The 23,007-nt window shown below is 66.1% G+C and carries 18 protein-coding genes; 9 read left to right on the top strand and 9 right to left on the bottom strand.

Going from position 1 to position 23,007, the window contains the following annotated elements:
* Positions 1-30: 30 nt before the first annotated feature.
* Together DM450_RS19805 and DM450_RS19800 are read right to left on the bottom strand one after the other, a co-directional pair.
* Positions 31-861, bottom strand: coding sequence for a hypothetical protein (locus DM450_RS19805; protein WP_142638453.1), 831 nt, complete (start codon positions 859-861; stop codon positions 31-33).
* Between the two features lie 130 nt (positions 862-991).
* On the bottom strand, positions 992-2,248 hold the full coding sequence (locus DM450_RS19800) for a S8 family serine peptidase (protein ID WP_142638451.1): 1,257 nt from the start codon (positions 2,246-2,248) through the stop codon (positions 992-994).
* Between the two features lie 86 nt (positions 2,249-2,334).
* Between DM450_RS19800 and DM450_RS19795 the strand changes: the two genes are divergently transcribed.
* From DM450_RS19795 to DM450_RS19775, 5 genes are all read left to right on the top strand, one after another.
* Positions 2,335-2,832: an RNA polymerase sigma factor gene (locus DM450_RS19795; protein ID WP_142638449.1), complete on the top strand. Its 498-nt coding sequence runs from the start codon at positions 2,335-2,337 to the stop codon at positions 2,830-2,832.
* Complete coding sequence (locus DM450_RS19790) at positions 2,829-3,641, top strand: hypothetical protein (protein ID WP_142638447.1); 813 nt, start codon at positions 2,829-2,831, stop codon at positions 3,639-3,641. The genes DM450_RS19795 and DM450_RS19790 overlap by 4 nt, the downstream gene beginning before the upstream one ends.
* Positions 3,642-4,126: 485 nt before the next feature.
* Positions 4,127-6,535, top strand: a complete 2,409-nt coding sequence (locus DM450_RS19785) for a TonB-dependent receptor (RefSeq protein WP_142638445.1) — start codon at positions 4,127-4,129, stop codon at positions 6,533-6,535.
* A gap of 3 nt (positions 6,536-6,538) precedes the next feature.
* Positions 6,539-7,924: an LLM class flavin-dependent oxidoreductase gene (locus DM450_RS19780; RefSeq protein WP_260610600.1), complete on the top strand. Its 1,386-nt coding sequence runs from the start codon at positions 6,539-6,541 to the stop codon at positions 7,922-7,924.
* Positions 7,921-8,610, top strand: coding sequence for a glutathione S-transferase family protein (locus DM450_RS19775; protein WP_142638443.1), 690 nt, complete (start codon positions 7,921-7,923; stop codon positions 8,608-8,610). The genes DM450_RS19780 and DM450_RS19775 overlap by 4 nt, the downstream gene beginning before the upstream one ends.
* A 152-nt stretch (positions 8,611-8,762) precedes the next feature.
* Here the strand turns inward: DM450_RS19775 and DM450_RS19770 are convergent, their stop codons facing one another.
* Positions 8,763-10,973, bottom strand: coding sequence for a TonB-dependent receptor (locus DM450_RS19770; RefSeq protein WP_185928832.1), 2,211 nt, complete (start codon positions 10,971-10,973; stop codon positions 8,763-8,765).
* A 347-nt stretch (positions 10,974-11,320) separates the two neighbouring features.
* Here DM450_RS19770 and DM450_RS26570 point away from each other — a divergent pair, with 347 nt between their 5' ends.
* A complete protein-coding gene (locus DM450_RS26570) occupies positions 11,321-11,770 on the top strand; it encodes a glycosyltransferase family 92 protein (RefSeq protein WP_142638440.1) in 450 nt (149 codons plus the stop codon).
* Positions 11,771-12,140: 370 nt separating this feature from the next.
* Here DM450_RS26570 and DM450_RS19760 read toward each other — a convergent pair whose 3' ends face one another.
* From DM450_RS19760 to DM450_RS19745, 5 genes are all read right to left on the bottom strand, one after another.
* Positions 12,141-12,794: a YjbE family putative metal transport protein gene (locus DM450_RS19760; RefSeq protein ID WP_142638438.1), complete on the bottom strand. Its 654-nt coding sequence runs from the start codon at positions 12,792-12,794 to the stop codon at positions 12,141-12,143.
* Positions 12,791-12,958, bottom strand: coding sequence for a hypothetical protein (locus tag DM450_RS25920; protein WP_185928831.1), 168 nt, complete (start codon positions 12,956-12,958; stop codon positions 12,791-12,793). Before DM450_RS25920 ends, DM450_RS19760 begins: the two co-directional genes overlap by 4 nt.
* Before the next feature lie 74 nt (positions 12,959-13,032).
* A complete protein-coding gene (locus DM450_RS19755) occupies positions 13,033-14,334 on the bottom strand; it encodes a CitMHS family transporter (protein ID WP_142638435.1) in 1,302 nt (433 codons plus the stop codon).
* Between the two features lie 39 nt (positions 14,335-14,373).
* Positions 14,374-15,840 carry an OprO/OprP family phosphate-selective porin gene (locus DM450_RS19750; RefSeq protein ID WP_142638433.1) on the bottom strand — a complete coding sequence of 489 codons (1,467 nt, stop codon included), beginning with the start codon at positions 15,838-15,840 and terminating at the stop codon, positions 14,374-14,376.
* Positions 15,837-16,928, bottom strand: a complete 1,092-nt coding sequence (locus DM450_RS19745) for an ABC transporter substrate-binding protein (RefSeq protein ID WP_142638431.1) — start codon at positions 16,926-16,928, stop codon at positions 15,837-15,839. The genes DM450_RS19750 and DM450_RS19745 overlap by 4 nt, the downstream gene beginning before the upstream one ends.
* 124 nt (positions 16,929-17,052) lie before the next feature.
* Between DM450_RS19745 and DM450_RS19740 the strand changes: the two genes are divergently transcribed.
* From DM450_RS19740 to DM450_RS19730, 3 genes are all read left to right on the top strand, one after another.
* Complete coding sequence (locus tag DM450_RS19740) at positions 17,053-17,721, top strand: response regulator transcription factor (RefSeq protein ID WP_185928830.1); 669 nt, start codon at positions 17,053-17,055, stop codon at positions 17,719-17,721.
* A 44-nt stretch (positions 17,722-17,765) separates the two neighbouring features.
* Positions 17,766-19,139 carry a sensor histidine kinase gene (locus DM450_RS19735; RefSeq protein ID WP_142639384.1) on the top strand — a complete coding sequence of 458 codons (1,374 nt, stop codon included), beginning with the start codon at positions 17,766-17,768 and terminating at the stop codon, positions 19,137-19,139.
* A gap of 206 nt (positions 19,140-19,345) precedes the next feature.
* Positions 19,346-21,532, top strand: a complete 2,187-nt coding sequence (locus tag DM450_RS19730; protein WP_142638429.1) for a TonB-dependent receptor — start codon at positions 19,346-19,348, stop codon at positions 21,530-21,532.
* Between the two features lie 94 nt (positions 21,533-21,626).
* Here the strand turns inward: DM450_RS19730 and DM450_RS19725 are convergent, their stop codons facing one another.
* The gene (locus tag DM450_RS19725) at positions 21,627-22,871 is read right to left on the bottom strand and encodes a Xaa-Pro peptidase family protein (protein ID WP_142638427.1); all 1,245 of its coding nucleotides are present in this window, start codon (positions 22,869-22,871) and stop codon (positions 21,627-21,629) included.
* Positions 22,872-23,007: the final 136 nt, after the last annotated feature.

The raw sequence follows: 23,007 nt of genomic DNA, 5'->3' as shown, positions 1-23,007 counted from the left end.
GACGACGGCGCGCGGGGGGTCTGTGTCGGTTCAGTTACCGCTGGCCGAAGCGCTCAGGCTGATCGAGCCGCCGCTGCCGGAAGCAGAACCGGAGCCCGAGCCAGCTGCCGTGGCGCTATGCTTGCCCGCCGTGGCCGTGCCGGAACCGTTGCCCGAACCTTGCGCATTGGCGCTCGAAGCCGTGTCCTGTGCCGTCGAAGCCGCATTCGATGCGCGGTTCACTGCCGCATCGCGGGCCGAACCGGCGGCTCCGGCCAGCTGCGAGGCCGCGCCGCTGGCCGTACCCGTCGCATCGGGCAGCGTCGGGGCAGCCAGGTTGCCGCTCGACGCGCCGTTACCGGTGGCGGAACCGTTCGCAGTCGTGCCCGAAGCGCCATGGCTCGCCGCGCCCGAGGTCGCACCGCTCCCCGAAGTAGCCGCATTGCCGGCAAGCGAACTCAGCGTACCCTGCGCCGAACCCGCCCGCGAGGTTGCGCCCGAAACCGCCGAACCGGCAAGGCTGCTGGCCGCCGTGCGTGCGTTGGAAACGGCATCGCCGGCACCGGAAGCATCGGGCGCGGAAACCGCAGGCGCCGTCACCTTCTTGCTGGCGCGGCCACTGCCGCTGCCCGAGCCCGATGCGTTTGCCGAACGCGCGCTGCGGGTGATGCTCATGTCGCCCGCTGCGCTGCCCATGCCATCGAGCGTGCTGCCGACCGAGCCGATGCCGCCGCCCAGCGAGCCGCCCAGCGCCCCGCCGAGACTGCCCCCCAAACCGCCGCCACCCAGAAGCTGGGCCTGCGCCGCACCGGGCACCATGGCGACGGCAACTGCCGCCAGAGCCGCACCGAGGTTTGCCTTGCTGATAGTGATGCGCTTCATCGTTCCGGTTCCTTTCCTCTGCTTGTCCTGTCCGCCGCCGCGCCGAGGCGCCATTGCGATGGGTCTGAGAGAGGAACGGATGGCCTTTCCGGTTTCATCCGTCGGCCCGGCGAAAAAATTGGGAAAGGGGTTACTCGCCGGTACGACAGACCATGCAAAGCACCCCGCGCCCGGTCCGCCGCGACGGTGCCAGCGCTTCGCCATTGGCCGCCTGCAAGGCCGCCCCGGCATCTTTACCCTGTCCGATCCGCGCAGCGATACGTGCGGCCGCGAGCGGGGCAGCAAACGAGGTTCCGCGCAGCCCGATCCGCCCTTTGCCGGGCACCAGCGCCGTCATGTCCGCACCCGGAGCTGCATAATCGAGATGAGCAGCCTTTCCTGCCTCGATCAGCACCCGCCCACGCCCATCGACGCCGGTCACCGCAATGACGCCGGTATAGGACGCCGGAAAGGCCGGCGGTGCCGCCGCGCCGTCATTGCCAACGGCGGCGACGACCACGATGCCCCTTGCCCGCGCCGCACCGACCGCGCGGGCCAGCAAGGGATTGGCAGGGCCGACCAGGCTGATCGAGACCACCGGCACCCGCTGCGCGGCCATCCAGCCGAGCGCGCGGGCAATCGCCAGCGCGTTCCCGCCAGCCGGATCGGTGCCGTAGACATCGGCGCCGTAGATCCGCGCCGTCCCCGCCCCCTTGAGCAGCGAGGCAATGGCCGAGGCATGGTCGTTCGCCTTCGGCCCGCCCGTGGCAAAGGCGCCTTGTCCTGCCAGCCGGTCCGATCCGGCAATGCCGCCGTCGATCACGCCCACCGTCCCGCCCTTGGGCAGCGCCGCGGCTGGACGGCCGCTCGCTTTTGCAGAGGCGGTGCCCGAAGGAAAATGCAACTGGTCCGCCGTGATCTCATGCCCCGGCAAGGCGCGGCGCAACTGGGCAATGGCGCGCGCAAGCGGTTCGCCCCGCGGGGTCGCCAGACGGGCATAAGCAATGCCAAGGTCCCCGATCTCGCCCTGTTCGATCAGCGCAAAACCCGTGTCCGCCGCCCGCGCGAGACTCTCGACATCGGGGTCGAGCAGCAGCAGTTCGCCGGCACGGGCCGGTTCGTGCCGGTCATCCCAATCCACGCTGTCACGCCGGGCGGAGACGAAATCGCGCAGCCGTCCGAGCCGGTCCTGCGCCAGTTGGCGGGCATCCCCGACAATCGCCGACACGCCAGACAGCGAGCGGTCCACCACGTCCTCCGCAGCGCCAGACACCGCCCCCCGCGTGCGATCGATCGCACCCAGCGGATCGAGCCCACCCGGCAGACCCAGTTGCGCACCGGCGGGTGCGGCGAATGCCGCCATAACCAGCGCGGCCAGCCCCGCACACATTTCAGACCTTCGACCCATTCCTCGTTCCCACAGCAAAAATCGGTAGCGTTCAAGGATGAAACGGTGCCATCGGGACGTTTCATCCTCACGGAAACGATATTTCGATGAGTACGCACAGCTTCTGCAACGAATTGACGGCATTGCTGCCACGCTTGCGGCGTTTCGCACGGGGGCTGACACAGAACGCGGCAGACGCCGACGATTTGTGCCAGACGACCGTCGAACGCGCCCTGGTGGCGCGCGGCCAGTGGCAGGAAGGCACGCGGCTCGACGCCTGGGTGTACCGGATCATGCGTAACCAATGGATCGACGAAACCAGGGCCCGCAGCCGCCGCGCACAGACGTTCGTGCACGAGGACGAAGGCGCGAACGTGGGCGTGGCGGGCGATCTCGATGCGGAAAACCGCGTGGAACTCGGCAATGTCGACCGGGCGCTGGCGCGCCTGCCCGCCGAGCAACGCGAAGCCGTGGTGCTCGTGCTGGTGGAAGGCTTTTCGTACAAGGAAGCAGCGGAGATCATCGGCATTCCGCAAGGCACCCTGACCTCCCGCCTCGGCCGCGGCCGCGAGGCACTCTTGAAGGAACTTGGAGAACCCGCATGAGCGTGACCCCCGAAGAGCTCATGGCCCTGGCCGACGGCGAATTGTCCGGCGAAGAAGCGGCCCGTGTAGAAGCGGCTGTCGCCGCCGATCCCGCCCTCGCCCGGCGGCTGGAGGCGGAGCGCAGCCTGCGCGCCGCCCTGCGCGGCCATCTCGATCCGGTGGCGGACGAACCGGTGCCCGCTGCCCTGACCGCGCTTGTCGCCCGCACCGCAGCCGAGGACAGCGCGCACGGCCTGACCGAAACTGCGACCAGCGCCAGCCGCCCGAAACCGGCCGAGGTCGTCGATCTCGCCGCCGCAAGGACACGCCGGGACGAAGCCGAAAAGGCCCGCAAACGCGCTGCCAAGGGTCCCCGCGTGCCGATCTTCGCGGATCGCCGCATGGGTTTCGCGATTGCCGCCTCGCTGGTGGTAGGCCTCATGCTGGGCGCCCAGCTCCACGGCGGCAGCGGGCCGATCACCCAGACCAGCGCAGGGCTGGTCGCCTCAGGTTCGCTGGCGCGCGGGCTTGACCGCCAGCTCGCTGCGGCCGAACCTGCCGCCGACATGCGCATCCTCGCCAGCTTCAAGCGCCAGGACGGCAGCTATTGCCGCGTCTTTGCGGGGGCTGCCACGTCCGGCATCGCCTGCAAGCAGGACGGCAACTGGCTGCTCGAACGCACGATGACCGGTGCTCCCGCGCAGACCGGCGCGTACCGGCAGGCAGGGTCCGCCGAAGCCAGCCTGATGGCCGCCGCGCAGGACATGATGGCCGGCGACCCGCTCGACGCGGCGCAGGAGAAAGCAGCACAGGCCAAGGACTGGCGATAAGGTCACCTTGCGCCCGGCATAGAATTGGTTTGGGCCTTTGCGGGTCCGGAGCGGCGCCCCCCGCTTGACGGCTCAATGTCTATTAAATAGGTTGAGAAACAAGACGAGGGGATACTGGCTCGTCATGCCCACACGGTTCTGCCGTGAGGCCCTTCTCCAGTCCGCGGCTTTTGATCGGGAAGCAGCTTGCTCCGCGTCACCAACGGCTAAAGCGCGCGACGCTAAGGCGACATCGCCAGGCTTCGTGTTCCCCACCAGCAAGGGGTGATACGATGCGTATCCAGGTTTAGACCACACCGCGATGCCGCGCGGGGGCCGTTCCCCCGCCTGCCTGTGCGCCGGCTACGACGCACCGCACGATACACGCAAATTCACGGGCCGATAGCCGCGCAAGGAACGCGCGGCGCGTGCCCTGCGATGCCCGCCCCCGCGTAGTCGCGGCCGGCGGAGCGCAGGCGCGTGCCCGACTTGGGGTTTACACGAAGATGTCGAATATTCTGGCTGATCGCTACCATGCGAAGATCGGCGCACTGCTTCTCGCCTCCAGCGCGCTGTCGCTGCCCGCCATGGCCCATGCCGAGGAAACCGCCGCGCCTGCCGCCGAACCGGCCGCCGACAGCGCCTCGGGCGATGAGGGCACCACCATCGTCGTCACCGCCCGCCACCGCGAGGAGAGCCTGCAGGAAGTGCCGCTGGCGATCTCGGCTGTCTCGGGCGCGGAACTGACCGCCAAGCGCATCGAGCGCGTCAGCGAATTCGCCATCAAGGTCCCCAACTTCAGCGCGCTGCAACAGAACACCCGCGTATCCGGGCTCTACGTGCGCGGTCTTGGCGGCAATGCCAGCAACGACGGCGCCGAGGGCGGCGTGGGCCTCATCGTCGACAACGTGTTCTTCACCCATGTCGGCTTCTCCTGGCTCGATTTTGTCGATCTCGAAAACATCCAGGTCGTGCGCGGGCCGCAGGGCACGTTGCTCGGCAAGAACACCACGATCGGCGCGGTAATCGTGCAGACCGCCAAGCCAAGCTTCGATCCCTCGCTCACCGTCACCGGCACTTACGGCAATTACGATGCCGCACAGATCCGCCTGAATGCCACCGGCCCGATCATCGCCGACAAGCTGGCCTACCGCCTGACCTTTGCCAACAGCTACGGCGGCGCCTGGGTAACCAACCAGTACAACGGCGACAAGCTGCTCGACAATCACCGCTGGTCCCTGCGCGGCCAATTGCTGTTCACGCCGACCAGCGACATCTCCTCGCGCCTGATCGTCGAGCATTACGACAGCCAGGAACGCAACAACTTCTATCCGGCCATCGGCGACGTGACGCAGAACCTCGATCCGAACACCGGCGCGGTCGTCTCTGCCCGCAGCGGCTGGTCGAGCAAGCTGGCCAATGCCTTCGGCTACACGCCCGACTTCAACGCGCCGCACAACGCCAATCTCAACAACCAGGACCGTCTTGTCGCCCGCACCGACGGCGTCTCCAACGAGATCAACTGGGACCTCGGCGGCGTGAACCTGACGTCGGTATCGGCCTGGCGGCGCCTCTATTTCCGCCCCTATAACGACAGCGACTACACCCCTTACGACATCTACCGCGCCGGCTACGACGTCGACGTGAACCAGTATTCGCAGGAACTGCGCCTGGCCTCCAAGCCAAGCGACGTGCTCGACTGGCAGATCGGCGCCTATTACCTGCACGAGGACCTGCGCAGCAACCTGCGCACGATCTTCGGGTCCGATTCCACCGCCTTCTTCCTCTCCCCCGCGCTGCCTTCCTCGGTGACCGACGGGCTGGAGTACGACCGCGACGGCCGCCTGCACATCGACAGCATCGCCGGCTTCGGCCAGGCAACATTCCATGTCACCCCCACGCTCTCGCTGACCGGCGGCCTGCGTTATACCTACGAAAAGAAGTCGGTCGACGTCGAGGGCTACAGCCTTGGCGGGGCAACCCTGACATCGGCGCTGGCCGCCTACCGCACGGCGCTGCTCAACAACCTGGGCGGCACTTCGGGCAGCGCGGCGGGTAGCTACTCGATCTCGGATTCGGTGAACCGCGGGTCCTGGGCATGGCTGGCCAATCCGGCCTGGCAGGTGACCCCCAACGTGCTGCTCTACGCCTCGGCCAGCTATGGCGAGAAGTCGGGCGCGGCCAACACCTCGGCCACCGCTTCGCAGGCAAGCCTCGTCATCACCAGGCCCGAGAAGTCCACCGACTTCGAAGGCGGTATCAAGTCCACCTGGCTGGACGGCAAGGCGACGGTTAACCTCAACCTCTACAACAACACCATCAAGGACTATCAGGCCGCCCGCGTCGACAGCAGCAATGCCACCTTCGGCAGCTACCTCGCCAATGTCGGCAAGGTGCGACTGCGCGGCTTCGAACTGGAAACCGCCCTGCGCCCGGTCCCCGCGCTTGGCCTCAACTTCAACGCCGCCTACAACGACGCCAAGTACCTCGATTACGGCGATGCCCCGGCGCCGGTCGAGTATCAGGTCGCCAACGGCGGCGCCTCGGTGCCGCTCAGCCTGACCGGATACCAGATCGTCGGTGCCCCCAAATGGACGCTGCAGGGCGGGATCGACCTCGACCAGCCGATCGACGACAACTGGGTGCTCACCGGCTACGTCAACACCAGCTGGAAAAGCAAGGTCGCGCTCATCAACCCGCGCTCGATCTATGGCTGGCAGGACGCGGTGGCGATCACCAATGCCGGTATCGGCCTGCGCACACAGGACAATAGCTGGACCGCACAGGTCTGGGTCAAGAACCTCACCAACGAACGCTACGCCGTTGCCTATTCCCCGGCCTCGGCCTCCGCGCCGATCACCGAAGTCTTCGGTAATCCGCGCACGTATGGCCTCACCATCTCGCGAAAGTTCTGACCGATGACAGACACGGCAAGACCCCGCCGCCAGATGCGCCTCGGCGCCTTCCTGTTCGGCGTCGGCCACCACGCCGCCGCCTGGCGCCACCCCGATGTCGACCCGCAAGCGCCGTTCCGCTTCGACTACTGGCTGGACCTTGCCCGCAAGGCCGAGGCGGCGAAGTTCGATGCGGTGTTCCTGGCGGACAACGTGGCGCTGTTCGGCGGCTCGCCCGAGACCATCGCCTATACACCGCCGGTCTACACCGGCGAACCGCTGACGCTGCTTTCGGCGCTGGCCACGCACACCAGCCACATCGGCCTGATCGCCACGGTTTCCACCACTTACCTTGCGCCTTACCATGTCGCCCGCAAGTTCGCCGCGCTCGACCAGCTTTCGGGCGGGCGCGCCGGGTGGAACCTGGTGACCTCGGGCAGCGACGCGGAAGCGGCCAACTTCGGCCTCGACCGCCAGCTCAGCCACGACAACCGCTACCAGATCGCTACCGAGCATGTCGAAGTGGTGAAGGCGCTGTGGGACAGTTTCGCCGATGACGCGGTGATCGCCGACAAGGCCGGCGGCCGCTTCTACGATCCGGCAAAGCTGCGCTTCGTGAACCACGAGGGCGAGCATTTCCGTGTGCGCGGCCCCTTGCAGACCGGCCGCCCGGTTCAGGGCCATCCGGTTATCGTGCAGGCCGGCTCCTCGCAAGACGGCCAGAAGCTCGCCGCGGCCACCGCCGAACTGGTCTTCACAGCCCAGCAGAGCCGCCTTGCCTCGCGGGCCTTCGTGCAAGGGCTGAAGGACCAGGCCGAAGCGCTGGGCCGGTCGCGCGACGATGTGCTCGTGCTGCCGGGCGTTACCATCTACGTCGCCCCGACGCGCGAGGAGGCCGAAGCCAAACTCGCGCAGCTTCACGACTTCGTCGACATGGGCGGGGCGCTCCAGAGCATCAGGACTTTCCTCGAGTGGGACCTGACCGGTGCCGATCTCGACGCGCCACCGCCCCCGCCGCCGTTCACCGAAGGCTGGCAGAGCCGCCAGAAGCTGTTCTACGACCTCGCGCTGGAAGAAGGGCTGACGGTGCGCCAACTGGTCTCGCGCATGTCCGCCGCACGCGGGCATCTGGTGCTGGTGGGCACGCCGGTCGAAGTCGTCGACCAGCTCGAGGAATGGTTCGAGAGCGGCGCTGCGGACGGGTTCAACATCCTCGCCCCGATTTTCCCGCAGGGCCTCGACGACGTGATCGAACTGGTCCTGCCCGAACTGCGGCGGCGCGGCTTGTTCCGTCACGAATACGCGGGGCGCACACTGCGCGGAAACCTCGGCCTTGCCCGCCCGGCAGACGGTTTCTCCGCCGACACCGCCCCCCGCCCTGCTCTCGCCGACCGAAGGAGCCATGCATGACCCAGCGTGCCGAACTGCCGCTCGAACTGCTCGCCGCGCCCGGCGCCACCAGCCTGCCTGCCCATGTCGTGATCCGCGAACTGGCGCTGCCGATCGACGTCGTGCTGCTGCGGCTCGGCCCCGGCGGCGACGATCTCAAGGCGCTGACGCCGCATGGCCGCATCCCCGCCCTGCGCTTCGCCGACGGCAAGGTGATCGGCGAGAACAGCGCGATCCTGCCTTTCCTCGCGGACCTGGCCCCCGGCACAGCGCTGTTGGCCCCGGTGGGATCCATCGAGCGCGCCGAGATCCAGTCGTGGATCGGCTACATCAATTCGGAAATCCATGGCGCCACCCAGCGCGTCGGCAATCGCCCGCATCTCTATTCCGACGATCCCGCCGCACACGAGGGTATCCGCAAGGCCGCCCGCCAGCGCCTGCGCGAAGCCTATGCGCCGCTCGAACAGCGACTGACGGCGCATGACTGGCTGGTGGGGGATCGTTTCACGATTGCCGATGCCTATCTCGGCATTTTTGTCAGCTATCTGCCGCATTTCGGCGAGGCACTGGCCGGGCTCGATGCCCTCGCCCGCTTCTCGGAGCGTTTCGAGACACGCGAAAGCGTACGCGCCGCAAGGGCGTTCGAAGGCCCGCTACCCTTCCCGGACCGCGCCAAGAGCGTTTTCCAATCAGGTGGAAACACCTGATTGGAAAACGCGTAAAACCACAACCGTAGAGCAGTTGATCCGATGCAATCGGATCGGAAACCGCGAAAGGCGCTGCTGGATGCAGAAGCTCGCGCTTGAGAGGTGAATGACGGCGCGCAACACCCCGGTTGCGCGCCGCCTCGATCAGATCATCAGAAGTTCACGCTGGCCCGCACGCCATAAGTACGCGGCGGCTGGAACTGGTAGTTGTCGGTATGGGACACGAAGTTCTGCTGCGCATAGGCCAGCACGTTCTTGTCGAAGATGTTGCGCACGAAGGCCTGTACCTTCCAGCCGCCGACCTCCGGTTCGTAGCTGAGCGACGCGTTGGCCATGAAGAACGACGAAGTCTTGACGTCGTCGAGATTGAACACCGAGAAATAATAGCTCGACGAATACTTGCCGTCGAGATGCGCGGTAACCTTGCCACCGCCCACCGCGAAGTCCTGATCGATGGAAGCCGTGGTGGTGAAGCTCGGTGCGTTGGGCAGGCGGTTGCCACTGATGTCGATGGGGTTTCCGTCGCCATCGTTGACGACGATGCCGCTGCCGAACTTGGTGTGCAGGTAAGCGGCGCTGACACCGATGCGGGTATGTTCGCCCAATAGCGCCTTCACTTCCGCCTCGGCGCCGAGGATCTTGGCGCTCCCGACGTTGAAGGTGCCGCTGCCGCCATCAACCACGCTGGAGGTCTGCGAGGCCTGATAACCCTTGTAGTCCGAATAGAACACGTCGGCGTTGACCTGCAGCGTGTTGCCCATGAACGAGTTCTTGGTGCCGAGTTCGAAGGCGTCGAGCTTTTCCGGCCCGTAAGGCACCGAGGCGGCGCTGCCGTTCGAGTTGAACCCGCCCGACTTGTAGCCGCGGTCGTACTTGGCATAGATCAGCGTGTTGGGCATCGGACGGTAGTTGAGGCCGACATGCCAGGTCGGTTGGCTCTCGCTGAGCTTGCCCTCGCCGGGCGTGGTAAGCGTGAGCGCCGGAGCGAAGGGGCTGGCGAGCGCCGGCAGGAACAGCACCGCCTGCCCCGAACGCGACTTCTTGTCCCAGGTGTAACGCCCCCCGACGGTGAGCTGAAGCTGGTCGGTAATGTCGTAGTCCGTCTGGGCAAACAGCGCCTGCGAACGGGTCTTGATCCTGTAATCGAACTTGATGCCGTACTGATCGGGCTGCCCGAAGCTTTCCAGCGGACCGCCAGCGGCATAATCACCGGTCATGTCGAGGTTGTAGAGCCCGGAATCGACAGTGTTGTTTTCCTGGAAGCGGAAGTAACCAGCCTGAATGAACAGGCGCGAGGCGGAATCGTTGCTGACGCGGAACTCATGGTTCCAGGTCGTCGGCGTCTCGCTCTGGCGGAACTGGCGGTTGGCAGGATAGGACGGGCCGGTAGCATCGAGCACGTTGGTCCAGTGCTGCTTGTCGTAGCCCCCGGCATAAACGAAGTTGAGATTGCCCGGCGTTGCGTAGGCCAGCTCCCAGCGGAAACGGTCACCCTCGAGGCGGGTAGATGTCAGCGTGTCGTTGGGGAACGGATCGAGGTTCTTGAACGAAGGCTTGGGGCCGCCCAGGGTCGACTTGAACTGCGCATCACCGTTCACGCTGCGGGAATCGTGCTGGTAGGACACCCAGGCGGAGAAGCCGTCGTTCTTGTAGAGCGCCTGGATACGGCCGGAGGCGAAATTCTCGTCATCGCCGTCCTTGGCCGGGCCGTCGAGCTTGCGGTAGCCGTCATGGGTAATGAAAGTGCCCGAAGCGCGCACCGCGAAATGATCGCTCAAGGCAAGGTTGGCCCCCATCTCGCCGGTGAAGGCGCCGTAGTTGCCGACTTCGACCGTGCTGTAACCGCCGTTGGTGAAAGCGGGGCGGTTGGTGATCAGGCTGATCAAGCCCCCGGTGGAGTTACGGCCGTTGAGCGTGCCCTGCGGCCCCTTGAGCACCTCGATGCGGGCAAGGTCGTACATCGACGCATTAATCGAAAAAGGACGGTTGGTGTAGAACCCGTCACGCGCGATCGGCACCGAGGGATCGCCGATTTCGGTCACGTCGGTGGACGCGATGCCACGCACGGCGACATAGGCAGCGCCGGCCGAAGGCGAGATGTTCACGCTGGGGTCGATGGCGGCCAGATCACGCACCGACGAGATGCCGGCGTCACGCAAGGCGTCGCCCGAATAGACGTTGAGCGCGATCGGGGTGTCTTGCGCCGACGATGCGGTGCGGTTGGCGGTCACGATGATCTCGCCAAAACCCTGTTCCTGCTGCTGCGGCTCCTGGGCCGCAGGCGCGTCGGTTGCCGCCTGCGCCTGGGCCATCGCGGGAACGGCCAGCGCCGACGTCGAAAGAAGCACGAATGCCAGTCTCATTTCTCTCTCCCATACCGGCGCGTACCATGCTGGTCGCGCCTTATATAAAACCGGAATACGCATTCTAATTAAGGTGAGAATCAGGTGCCGTCAAGCGGGGGGCCCGGCCATGCCGCCAACCGCGCATTCCGCTGGAAATGCAGGAGTTCGAAAATGGCACCGAGGCCTTTGCCGCGCTTCAGGCCGCGGCCCGGTTCCGTGTCCTTGTCCGAGCTACCTCGAACGAATCCTCGAGAATCGCGACGAGTCTCGCCTCCAGGCGCCGCGGTTGCACGCCCCGCCCATAAGGGGGCTTTATGGAGTACCGATGAATTGTGATTGGGCCCACGGCACAGGGAACATTACGGATGCTGGAACCGCATCGTCGTATCTCCTTCGGGTCGCAACGAAGAGAACATCGCGCTTCCAAGCTGAAGCCAGTGCGGCTGGCTACATGCAGCCACACGCGCCGGATGCACCCCCCGGCATCCGGCGCGGATAGGGCTTGCCTGACAGACGCTGCGCCCCCGTTTTCCGGCATTTTCGGGGCGAACGCTAAGAATGCAGTGCGCAATTTGGCCCATTTGACAACCCGCCAACTGATAGGCAATTTTGCTTTCAGACGCATCCGACAGAGCGGGAAAAATCTTGTTCGACCCACAGCTGTAGACAGCATCGAAATCCACAGAGTTTTGACGAACTCCAACAACATTTCATGCTGCAAGAATAAAATTCATAAACTGAATTTTTCAAAAATAGTTCATTACATTAATAAAATATCGCCTTCATCGCGACTTTCACGATTCTTAAAAAGGTGAATGCACCTGACGAATCGAGAAACGCGGACAATCATAATCCTGGAGCAGTGGATCCGATAAGACCGGATCGCAAATCGCTCCGGAAAGCATGTGCGCGTAGCCGATGCTGTGTGCATTCCACGCCCGAACGGGCTTTGCGAGGGTTCCGGCAATGGCCACGAAAGCGCAGGCGTCTCCGAGCGTATCCACGCCATGCCCGGTCGCTTGTCCGGGTGCGCGGCGTCCTGCACCAGAATATTCCCTCCTGCCGGAACTTCCATTCCTGATGGCAACGATCCCGATTTGAGCCGCCTTGCCCCCCCAACGGCTCAAGCGGCGCAGCGGGCATAACGCCCGCTGCGCTTGCTTTATCCGGACTTCAGGCCAGCGCTCACACCAGCGTCAGAAGGCCCTGGGCAGGATCGAACAGGCCCTCCCAGATCATCTTGCCCGCGACCCAAAGAATGACCGCCAGACCGACATAGGCGATCCAGCGATACCGCTCGATCACACGGGCAAGGGCATTGGCGGCAAGGCCCATCAGTGCGACCGAAAGGATCAGGCCGATGGCCAGGATGCCCGGATGTTCCCGCGCAGCACCCGCCACGGCGAGCACATTATCGAGACTCATGCTGACATCGGCGAGCGCCACGGCCCATGCCGCAGCGGCAAAGGAGCGCGGCACGGTCGGGCTAACGACGTCTGCTTCATCGCCCTCACCCGCCTCGACGCGCAACTCGCGCCACATCTTCCAGGCCACCCAGACCAGCAGGAGTCCACCCGCGAAGACGAGGCCGACCAACTGCATGAGTTGGGTGACTGCAAGCGCGAACACGATGCGCAGCCCCAGCGCGGCCAACACGCCGATGAGGATCACCTTGCGGCGCATCGCCGCAGGCAAGCCGGCGGCAAGCGCGCCGACGACAATGGCATTGTCCGCCGCCAGCATCACGTCGATCAACACGACCTGCCCGAACGCGGTAAGCGCGGCCGGCGAGCCGAGGTTGGAGAAATCGGCAACGATGTGCTGCCACAAGTCGGTCATGCAAAAATAGTCCTGTTGGTCCAGGCGCCGCGCGCGGTCGCCACGAGGAAATCGGAATAGCTCCAGCGACAAGCGGCTGCAGCGATGGTGGATAGACTGTCTTCGTCCTCGCACCCCGGGCAGCCGAGACCGGTCAGGCTGGGCTTGGCGATGATGCCGATCACCGGCGGCTCGCGCGCCGGTAAAGGATCGCAATCATCTGTTCGCGGGGGGCTGGGGCTGTCATGCGCGCCTCCTGTCACCCCACGAAGGGAAAGGCCAGAAACAACATGCCCGTGATCGTCATGACGAGGCAGCACAGCGCCGCCGGAACCAGCGTGAAGCGCTGGTGGTCGGCAAGGTCCACACCGGCAAGGCTGACCAGCAGATAGGTCGAAGGCACCAGCGGGCTCAGCAGGTGGACCGGCTGGCCCATCAGCGAGGCGCGGGCAATGGCCATCGGCTCCACGCCGTAATGCGTGCCCGCTTCGGCAAGGATCGGCAGCATGCCGAAGTAGAACGCGTCGTTGGAGATGAAGAACGTGCCCGGCAGGCTGATCAGCGCGGTGATCGGCGCCATGTAGGGGCCAAGGAACGGCGGAATGAAGTTCACCACCTCGCGGCTCATCGCCTCCACCATGCCGGTGCCCGAAAGGATGCCGGTGAAGATGCCCGCCGCGAAGATCAGCGAGACGACAGCCAGCACGTTGCCCGCATGGGCGGCAATGCGCTCCTTCTGCTCCTTCACCTGGGGATAGTTGGCGATCATCGAGACGGCGAAAGCCAGCATCATCAGGATCGGCAGCGGCAGCACGCCCCACACCAGCAGCACCAGCAGCGCGACGACCAGTGCGGCATTGAACCAGAGCATCTTCGGGCGGCGCGCCTCCGGCCACTGCGAGACGGCGAAGTCCTCCAGCTCGCGCGGGGTCGCCTTCTCGACACGGCCGATGCGGCGGCGTTCCTTGCGGCCGAAATGGATCGCCAGCAGGATCAGGAAGGCAAGACCCGCGATCATGCCTGGGATCAGCGGCAGGAACAGTGCGGAGGGATCAAGCTTCAGCGCACTGGCCGCGCGCGCGGTCGGCCCGCCCCAGGGGGTGAGGTTCATCACCCCGCTCGTCACCATCAAGAGGCAGACGAGGTAGAGCCGGTTCATGCCGTAGCGCTTGTAGAGCGGCAGCATGGCGGCCATCGTGATGATGTAGGTGGTCGAACCGTCGCCATCGAGGCTGACGAGCGCGCAGAGCACCACCGATCCGATCAGGATCAGCATCGGGTCGCCGTGAACCAAGCGGATCAGGCGGCCCACCAGCGGATCGAACAGGCCGGTGTCGGTCATCGTGCTGAAGAACAGGATCGCGAAGAGCAGCATGACGCCGGTGGGCGCCAGCTTGGTCAGGCCCTCGATCATCATGTCGCCAAGCCCGGCATGGAAACCGGCAAGCAGGGCGAACAGCGTGGGCACGACGACCAGCGCAACCAGCGGGGTCATCCGCTTGGTCATGATGAGCGTCATGAAAGTGGCCACCATCAGGAAGCCGATAAGGGCGAGACTCATGATTGTCCCCGAATGTCTGTCATGGATGGATGGGACGGATCAGAACGTGACGCCGACACGCGCGCTGAGCGTCTCGCCGTCATCGTTGCCGGTGTAGACACCGGCGGTGTTCTGGGTGTTCCAGTGGATCGCGTTGACTTGGAAGCGGGTGAAGCTGTTGAGATACCAGTTCACACCCAGCGTCGCCGCCCAGCCCTGCGCGGGCGAGGTGATGTCGTCGAACTCCAGGTTTTCGTAGCGGGCGGTCAGCTCGATCGCGCCGGGGCCGCCGTCGAAGACGGAGTGCAGCACCTTGGGCTGGCCGAAGCTGCCGAGGCGCGGGTTGTAGGGGGGCAAGTCGCCGGTGAGGAACCAGCCGCCCGAAACGCTCCACGCGCGGGTCACGTAATCGGGACGGCCATTGTCGAGCCGGGCATGGCGCTCGCCCGCCTCGCCCATCAGCCAGACCGGGCCGGAATAGCCGCCCAGTTCCACGCCGTAGCCGGTGGTGCCGGTGCCGCCGATCAGCGTGCCGGTGGAAAGCCGCAGCGCGCCGTTGAAGCGCCCGCCGATCACGGTGTTGCGGGTGAGAATGTTCTTGCCCGGTTGCAGATGCTCGTCGAAGCCCCACACGCCGAGGTGCAGCACCTGACGGTCCGACTTGATCGGGTTCCAGTGCGCGCGGGCCAGCACGGTGCGGTTGTCCGAGGTGCTCTGGTCGCCGTCGATACGGTCCCCGGTGACGGTCAGCGAGGCATGGCCGGTCTTCCAGAACAGGCGCGGCATCACGCCAAGGCCGTAGAAGCCCCGCTGCGGAATGATCGCGGTGGCCACCACGGTGCGTTCGAGGAAGGGCGTCGAATCCGATCCCGTCGAGCCTTCGAAGCTGCGGTCGTTGAACAAGTGGCCGACGCGCACGTCATAGTCCATGCCGGGCGCGATGCGGTTGCGCCAGCCCATGAAGGCGGTGACGATATCGACCTCGTTCTCCGAGAAGTCGCTCTCGAACTGGTAGAAGAAGTGCGTGCCGACCGTGCCCTCAAGCCCAAGGCGCAGCGCGCGCATGCCGGTGGTGGTGAGGTTGCGGCCGGAATACTTCGAGCCGGTCGTGGTGCTGACATCGGTGAGGATGCGCCCGCGCGGCTTGAAGCTGAACATGCCGTCCGCCGAGTGGAACACCGGCAGGCCCGCGCCCCATTCGGTGCTGACGCCCGAGGCGGCGACGGCAGCAGCGCGCACGCGCTCCACATCGCGCTCGGCCGGTCCCGGCGGCACCAGTTGCGGGGCGTAGGGCTCTACCGGCGGCGACGCGGCGGCCACGGAAGCCGCCGGGACCTGCGGCGCGGAAGCCACGGCCGGCGCCGAACGCTCCGCCTCCAGTTTCTCCACCCGCTGGCGCAGCGAGGCGATTTCGGCCGCCTGCGCGCGCACCAGTTCGGCGAGATCTTCCTTGCTCGGCGTTTCGGCAAGCGCCGGGTTCGCCGCGACCAGCGCAACGAGGGCCGAGCCCAAAGTCAGGGTTTTCATCGGGTATTACGTCCAGAAGCAAGGGCCGCATTCCAGTCGCGCAGGAAGCGCTCACGGGTCAGGCGATCGAGATTGACGAGAAGCTGCGGGCCGACGCGCACCGGGCGCGCCTGCCCCACAGGGAGCCGGTGCGCAGCGATATCGGTGCGCACCGGCCAGAGGCTGTGCCGGGCAAGCTGGGATTGCCCGGCACGGGAAAGCAGGAAATCGAGGAACAGCCGGGCCGCCGCCGGATGGCGCGCATCGCGCGAGATGAAGGCGATGCGCGAGGTGACGATCGTGTAGTCGCGCGGGAAAACGACGCCGATGTTGGGATCGCGCCGCGCCCGTTCGAGCGCGTAGGAACCGATCACGTTGTAGGCGATGGCCAGCTTGCCCGAAGCGACGCCCTGCAGCATTTCCTCGGTATGCGTGGACAGCACCGGCCGCGTCGCCGCCATCGCATCCACCAGACTGCGGGTGTCGCGGGTGATCTGGAAGTCCTGCGAGAGATAGAGATAACCCACGGCCGAGCGCGCCGGATCGAATGTGGCCACTTTGCCCATGAAGGCATCGCGGCGCCGGCGCAGCAGCTGCTCCAGCTGCTGGTGGCTCTGCGGCACCCATGCCGCCGGAACCAGCTTCTTGTTGTAGACGATGCCGATGGGCTCGGCGGTGACGCCGAAGCCCATGTTCTTCCACACCGCGGCCTGGGGCAGCGCCGGCTTTTCGGGGCTGGCGTACTGCTGCGCGTAGCCATCGTTGATGAGCTTGATCTGCTGGTCCATCGCCGAAGACCAGACGATGTCCGCCGAGTAGGTCTTCGCGCGCGTCTCCACCGTGTAGCGGCGATAGAGTTCCGCCGAACCGAGATCGGCATAGAGCACCTGGATGCCCGGATAGGCACGGCGGAAGGCCGAGACCACCGGCACCATCTCCGCCTTGTCGGCATTGGCGTAGATCCGCACGGTGCCTTCGGCGCGCGCATCGGCGATCAGGCTCTCGTAGGAGCGCGGATAACCCGAAGGCCGATCGGCAAGCACCGGTGCCGTGGCGACCGGCGAGACGAGCGCGCCCGCGAATGCCAGAATGGTGATGATCTTGCGCAATCCCGTATCCTCTCGCTTTCCGCGTCTCGATGGCGGATAAGCTCTGCCCCATGATCTACGATCCGAAGCTGTCACTCACCTTTCACGGCGCCTTTCATGAAAATTTCTTGCCCGAGGGCGTTCCGTGCGCATCCTGATCGTCGAGGATGACGCCCAGCTCGCGCGCGGCGTGGCCTCCCTGCTGCGCACGGCGGGCCATGCGGTCGATCATGTCGCCTACGGTGAAGAAGCGCTCTCGGTCTCCGCAAAGGAACCCTATTCGCTGGTCATCCTCGACGTGGGCCTGCCTGACATCGACGGCTTCGAGGTGCTGGCACGGATGCGGGCGCGCGGCGACCAGGTCCAGGTGCTGATGCTCACCGCGCGCGATGGCCTGGACGACCGCGTGCGGGGGCTGGACCTCGGCGCCGACGATTATCTGCGCAAACCATTCGAGGTGGAGGAATTGGAAGCCCGCGTGCGCGCGCTCGGCCGGCGGCGCGGCGGCAGCGAGGCCGCACCGGAAATGCGGATCGGCACGATGACGATCAACCGCTCTACCGGACGCGTCGAAGTGGGCGAGCGGCCGGTGGAACTGCGCCGCCGGGAATGGGCGGTGCTCGAAGCGCTTGCCGCGCGCGCCGGCCAGATCGTCTCGCGCGAGACGCTGCAGGCCGAAGTCTTCGGGTTCGACGATCCGGTTGGCTCCAACGCCCTCGAAGTCAACGTCACCCGCCTGCGCAGCAAGCTGGCGCCGGACGGCCCGGCGATCCGCACCGTGCGCGGGGTAGGCTACATGCTCGACCGTCCGTGACGCCGGCCCCCTCACCGCAACGGGCACTGCCGCTACGCCGCCGCATGGCGATCGCCATGCTCGGCCCGCTGGTGGTTGCCGCGTTGGCACTGGGCGCGATCGGCTGGGCACTGGTTTCCGACGTCGTTCGCCGCACCAACGACCGGGTGCTGGGCGGCGCGCTTGGCGCGATTGCCGAGACCGTGCAGGTGGAACGCGGCGAAGTCACGCTGGACCTGCCTCCCGCGGCCTTCGGCATGCTGGAAAACAGCGAGCGCGACAATGTCTACTACCGCATCGCCCTGGGCGGCCGTCTGCTCACCGGCTATGCCGACCTTCCCGCGCCCGACATCGCCGCGTTGTCCGCCGACGAACCGCATTTCCGCTATGCCGACTATCGGGGCCAGCGCATCCGCATCGGCGAAACCTTGCGCGCGCTGCCACGCATCGAGGCGCCGGTGGTGGTGCAGGTGGCCGAGACGCTCGACAACCGCGAGGCGCTGCGCTGGCGGCTGATGACCGCCTTGCTGCTCGGCGAACTGGTGCTGCTGGGTGCAGCCCTGGCACTGATCCGTCCGGCACTGGGGTGGAGCCTGCGCCCGCTGGCGGACCTGCGCACCGCGATCGAGGCGCGCGAAACCCGCGCCTCGCCCGATCTCTCACCGCTCCAGACCGGCCCGCTGCCGATCGAGCTGCAACCGCTTTCCCGCTCGTTCGACAGCCTGCTCGCACGCCTCGATCACGCAACCACCGGCATGCGCCGCTTCACTGCCGACGCCTCGCACCAGATGCGCACGCCGCTGTCGGTGCTCAAGGTTCAGGTCGCCCTCGCCCGGCGCGGCTCGACCGAGGCCCTGCAGGAAATCGAGGAAGCCAGCGACCGCTTGGAACGCCTGCTCACCCAGCTGCTCACCCTCGCCCGCGCCGACGAGGCGGGCACCCTGCCCCCGCTGGAGCGCGTGGACCTGCGCGAAGTGAGCCAGCGCGTCATCACCCGGCGCATCCACCAGGCGATCGAGGCAGAAATCGACCTCACGCTCGAATGCGTCGGCGATACCGACCACGAAGGCCCCTTCGAAGTTGAGAGCCACCGGGCACTGGTGTTCGAGATGGTCTCCAACCTCGTCGACAACGCAATCCGCTACAACCGGCGCGGCGGCCACGCCGCCATCGTGCTCGAGACCGACGGCTCCACCACCCGCCTGACCGTCGCCGACGACGGCCCCGGCATACCGGCCCCGCTCCGGGAACGCGCCAAGGCCCGATTCGTGCGCCTGCAAGGCGAACAGGGCCCCAGCGGCAGCGGCCTTGGTCTCGCGATCGTGCAGGCGACCGTCGAGCGGCTGGGTGCGCGGCTCGAGATGCGCGAGGGGAATCCCGGCCTCCATGTCAGCGTGCTGTTCGCACCGGGCACTGGCGGTCACCAGGGGGCCCCATAATCGCATCGGAATCCGGCGCATACTGCACTGCAACATTCACCGCCCCCTGTCCCGACCGCCCGCGTTCCGGGCCTGCGAGACCGCAACCATAGTGCAACACTCATGATGCCGAATGTCATAAAGGACATTTTATTGCTTGTGCGAGCAACCGCCCCGCTCTAGCGGGCCGCGCATAAAAAACTCCAGGGAAACATCGAGGGACTCGCATGAACGCCTACCGTACCACGGTGCTTTGCACCGCGTCGTTTGCTGCCGCTATCGCAGCCCTTCCTGTCGCCGCACAGGCCCAGAGCGCTTCGGCCGCACCGGAAACCACCTCCAGCACCGACATCGTCGTCACCGCGACCCGCCGCGAGGAACGCGCGGTCGACGTGCCGATCGCGGTCTCCTCGCTCTCGGGCGAAAAGCTGGCCGTCATCAATTCCAGCGGTCAGGACATCCGCTTCCTTTCGGGCCGCGTGCCCAGCCTGCTGGCGGAATCCTCGTTCGGCCGCACCTTCCCGCGCTTCTACATCCGCGGCCTGGGCAATACCGACTTCTCCTCGGACGCCGCGCAGCCGGTCTCGGTGGTCTATGACAACATCGCGCTGGAAAGCCCGTTCCTGAAAGCCATGCTTGCCTTCGACCTCGAGAACGTCGAAGTGCTCAAGGGGCCGCAGGGCACGCTGTTCGGCCGCAACACCCCGGCTGGCGTCATCAAGCTGACCTCGGCGCGCCCGACCGATCATTACACCGGCCACGCCAGCGCCTCGTGGGGCACCTACAACACGGTGAACAGCGAAGTCGCGCTCAGCGGCCCGATCACCGACACCCTGCGCTTCCGCGTCGCCGGCCTGCTCCAGCACCGCGACGACTGGGTGAAGAACGACTACGCCGCGACCCTCAACGAGCACAGCTTCGACGGCTATAACGACATGGCCGGCCGTGCCCTGCTCGAATACGACAGCGGCCCGCTCAACGTGCTGGTCAACCTGCATGGCCGCCGCCTGCGCGGTTCGGCCCGCGTCTTCCGCGGCAACTCGATCAAGCCCGGCACCAACGACTTCGTCGATGGTTTCGACGTCGAGCACACCGCCCAGAACGGCGCCAACCCGCAGCGTCTCAACAGCTGGGGCACCAACGTCCAGGCAAGCTACGCCTTCGACGGCCTCGGCACCCTGTTCTCGATCACCGGCTGGGAACGCGCCAGCGTATTCTCGCGCGGCGACGTGGACGGCAGCTATCCCGCCGCCGTGCCCTTCTCGGTAGAGACCGGCAGCCGCGCCAAGCCGCGTGAATTCACGCAGGAAGTGCGCTTCGCCTCGGAGAAGTTCGGCGACGTCAGCTTCCAGACCGGTGCCTACTACTTCAACCAGAACCTCGACACCGCCGCCTACAGCTGGAACACGACCAACGTCCAGACCAACGGCAACACCAGCCACCTCGACAACGAGACTTACGCGGTGTTCGGTTCGCTCGAGTACACCCCGATCGACGCGCTGATCCTGCGCGGCGGCCTGCGCTGGTCGCATGACCGCAAGTACAGCGAACTCAACGACGTCACCGGTGTGCTGCTGTCGGACGGCCATGCCAAGGGCTCGAAGCTCTCGTGGGATGCCAGCGCGACCTACAAGCTGGACACCGATCACTCGGTCTATGCCCGCGCCGCGTCGGGCTACCTCGGCGCCTCGCTGAAGAACGACGTCACCGCCGGTGTCGCCACCAAGGCCAAGCCGCAGACCACCACCTCGTTCGAAGCCGGCTTCAAGGGCAACGAACGCGGCCTCGTCAGCTACTCGGCCGACGTGTTCTACATGAACACCCGCAACATCCAGCTCACCGCCGTCGGCGGCTCCTCCAACACCACCACGCTGATCAACGCCCGCAAGGCGATCGGCTGGGGTGTCGAGAGTGAAGTCACGCTCACCCCGGTCGAAGGCCTCGCGCTGACGGCTGGCGGCAGCTACAACTTCACCAAGCTGAAGGACCGCGATCTGATGGTCGCGCCGTGCTCGGGCGGCTGCACCGTGCTCGACCCCGTCGTGAGCGGCACCTCGTTCGTCTCGATCGACGGCAACCGCCTGCCGCAGGCCCCGCGCTGGATCGCCAACTGGACCGCCAGCTACACGATCCCGGTCAGCGACACCCAGGAAGTGTTCGCCTATACCGACTGGGCCTATCGCAGCTCGGTGAACCTGTTCCTCTACGATTCGATCGAGTTCACCGGCAAGCCCTCGCTCGAAGGCGGCCTGCGCCTCGGCTTCCGCGACAATGCCAAGGGTGTCGAAGTGGCGGCATTTGCCCGCAACATCACCAACCAGATCCGCATCATCGGCGCGATCGACTTCAACAACCTGACGAGCATGGTCAACGAACCGCGCATCATCGGCGGCGAAGTGAAGTTCAAGTTCTGATGGTTGCTGCCGGCGGGGCATGCCCTGCTGGCTGACCGGCTTACAAAAAACGGGGCGGAAGATCGTTATCTTCCGCCCCGTTCTTGCGTGCCGTTCAGATCGGCTGATCGAGTGATTTGGCCAGCGGCGTGAACAGCTTCGGCCCGCCTGCGGTCATGTACCAGCAATCCTCCAGGCGAATGCCGAACTCGCCGGGAATGTAGAGCCCGGGTTCGTCCGAAAAGCACATGCCTTCCTGCAGCGGCGTCGCATCGCCATGAACCAGATAGGCCGATTCGTGCCCGTCGAGACCGATGCCGTGGCCGGTACGGTGCGAAAGCCCCGGCAAGCGGTAACCCGGCCCCCAGCCCTCCCTGGTATAGAAACTGCGCACCGCATCGTCGAGCACGCCCACCGGCACGCCGATCCTTGCGGTTTCCAGCGCGATCTCCTGCCCGCGGCGGACCGTGTTCCAGACCTTGCGCTGGCGCGCCGTCGGCTCACCGAAAACCCAGCTGCGCGAAATGTCGGACTGGTAGCCATGGACCTGAGCCCCGCAGTCCATGAGGATCACCGACCCCTCGCGTACCGCCTGCGGCTTGTGCGAACCGTGCGGATAGGCGCTCGCCTCATTGAGCAGCACCAGCGAGAACTCCGGCGGGCCGCCCAGCGCTGCCGAGGTCTTGTCCATCAGGTCGGCAATGTCCTGCTGCGTCATCCCGGCGCGCACTTCGCCGTGGACATGGCGCAGCGCCGCCAGTGTGATGTCGTTGGCGCGCTGCATCAGCGCCAGTTCCGCCGGCGACTTGATCTGCCGGCACTGCGCGATCAGCCCCTCGCCCGAGACGATCTCGCAATCAAGCCCGTCGCGCTTCAGGGCATCGACGATGAAGAAGCGCGTGGTCGGCTCGATCGCCAGCTTGCGCCCGGCGACCTTGCTGTCCCGCAGCACGCCGATCATGCGCGCTTCGGGATCCTCGTCCTCGTTCCAGGGACGCACTTCGGCGGGAATGCGCAGCGTCTCGCGCACGCTGGGTTCCTCGAAGGCCGGGGTCACCACCACGGCATCACCTTCGGCCGGGATCACCACCGCCGTCACCCGTTCGGAGCGCCCCCAGCGGATGCCGGTGAAGTAGCGCAGCGTCGAACCCGATTCGACGATCATCGCCCCCACACCCGCCGCGCGCATCAGCCCCTGCAGCCTGGCGATCCGCGCCGCATGCTCTTCGGGAGAGATCGGCTTCACGTCTGCGCCTGCGGAAAGAACCGGCAACGGCGATGCCGCCGCCTGGAGGCGCGGTGCCAATGCCATGCCCGCGCTGGCCATCGCCCCGGCCAGAAAACCGCGCTTCGATATCATCTTGTGCTCCCCTTCGGCGGACATGGCAGCCCCGTGGCAGCCAGCGCCGGAGCGTTCATGCGGGGCAAAGCGCCCGCCCGCAATAGGAGGCGGGCGGCAAATCCGCCGCCGGTTGAATTATTCACCGTAACGGTTG

It is taken from the genome of Sphingomonas sp. IC081, from assembly GCF_006874585.1.
Lineage (GTDB): Bacteria > Pseudomonadota > Alphaproteobacteria > Sphingomonadales > Sphingomonadaceae > Novosphingobium.
This window is presented reverse-complemented; position numbering and strand designations above follow the sequence as displayed.

Bases quoted from the DNA above. Each gene is read 5' to 3' on its own strand.
- DM450_RS19805 (WP_142638453.1), bottom strand. From the start codon at position 861: ATGAAGCGCATCACTATCAGCAAGGCAAACCTCGGTGCGGCTCTGGCG.
- DM450_RS19800 (WP_142638451.1), bottom strand. From the start codon at position 2,248: ATGGGTCGAAGGTCTGAAATGTGTGCGGGGCTGGCCGCGCTGGTTATG.
- DM450_RS19795 (WP_142638449.1), top strand. From the start codon at position 2,335: ATGAGTACGCACAGCTTCTGCAACGAATTGACGGCATTGCTGCCACGC.
- DM450_RS19790 (WP_142638447.1), top strand. From the start codon at position 2,829: ATGAGCGTGACCCCCGAAGAGCTCATGGCCCTGGCCGACGGCGAATTG.
- DM450_RS19785 (WP_142638445.1), top strand. From the start codon at position 4,127: ATGTCGAATATTCTGGCTGATCGCTACCATGCGAAGATCGGCGCACTG.
- DM450_RS19780 (WP_260610600.1), top strand. From the start codon at position 6,539: ATGACAGACACGGCAAGACCCCGCCGCCAGATGCGCCTCGGCGCCTTC.
- DM450_RS19775 (WP_142638443.1), top strand. From the start codon at position 7,921: ATGACCCAGCGTGCCGAACTGCCGCTCGAACTGCTCGCCGCGCCCGGC.
- DM450_RS19770 (WP_185928832.1), bottom strand. From the start codon at position 10,973: ATGAGACTGGCATTCGTGCTTCTTTCGACGTCGGCGCTGGCCGTTCCC.
- DM450_RS26570 (WP_142638440.1), top strand. From the start codon at position 11,321: ATGCTGGAACCGCATCGTCGTATCTCCTTCGGGTCGCAACGAAGAGAA.
- DM450_RS19760 (WP_142638438.1), bottom strand. From the start codon at position 12,794: ATGACCGACTTGTGGCAGCACATCGTTGCCGATTTCTCCAACCTCGGC.
- DM450_RS19755 (WP_142638435.1), bottom strand. From the start codon at position 14,334: ATGAGTCTCGCCCTTATCGGCTTCCTGATGGTGGCCACTTTCATGACG.
- DM450_RS19750 (WP_142638433.1), bottom strand. From the start codon at position 15,840: ATGAAAACCCTGACTTTGGGCTCGGCCCTCGTTGCGCTGGTCGCGGCG.
- DM450_RS19735 (WP_142639384.1), top strand. From the start codon at position 17,766: ATGGCGATCGCCATGCTCGGCCCGCTGGTGGTTGCCGCGTTGGCACTG.
- DM450_RS19730 (WP_142638429.1), top strand. From the start codon at position 19,346: ATGAACGCCTACCGTACCACGGTGCTTTGCACCGCGTCGTTTGCTGCC.
- DM450_RS19725 (WP_142638427.1), bottom strand. From the start codon at position 22,871: ATGATATCGAAGCGCGGTTTTCTGGCCGGGGCGATGGCCAGCGCGGGC.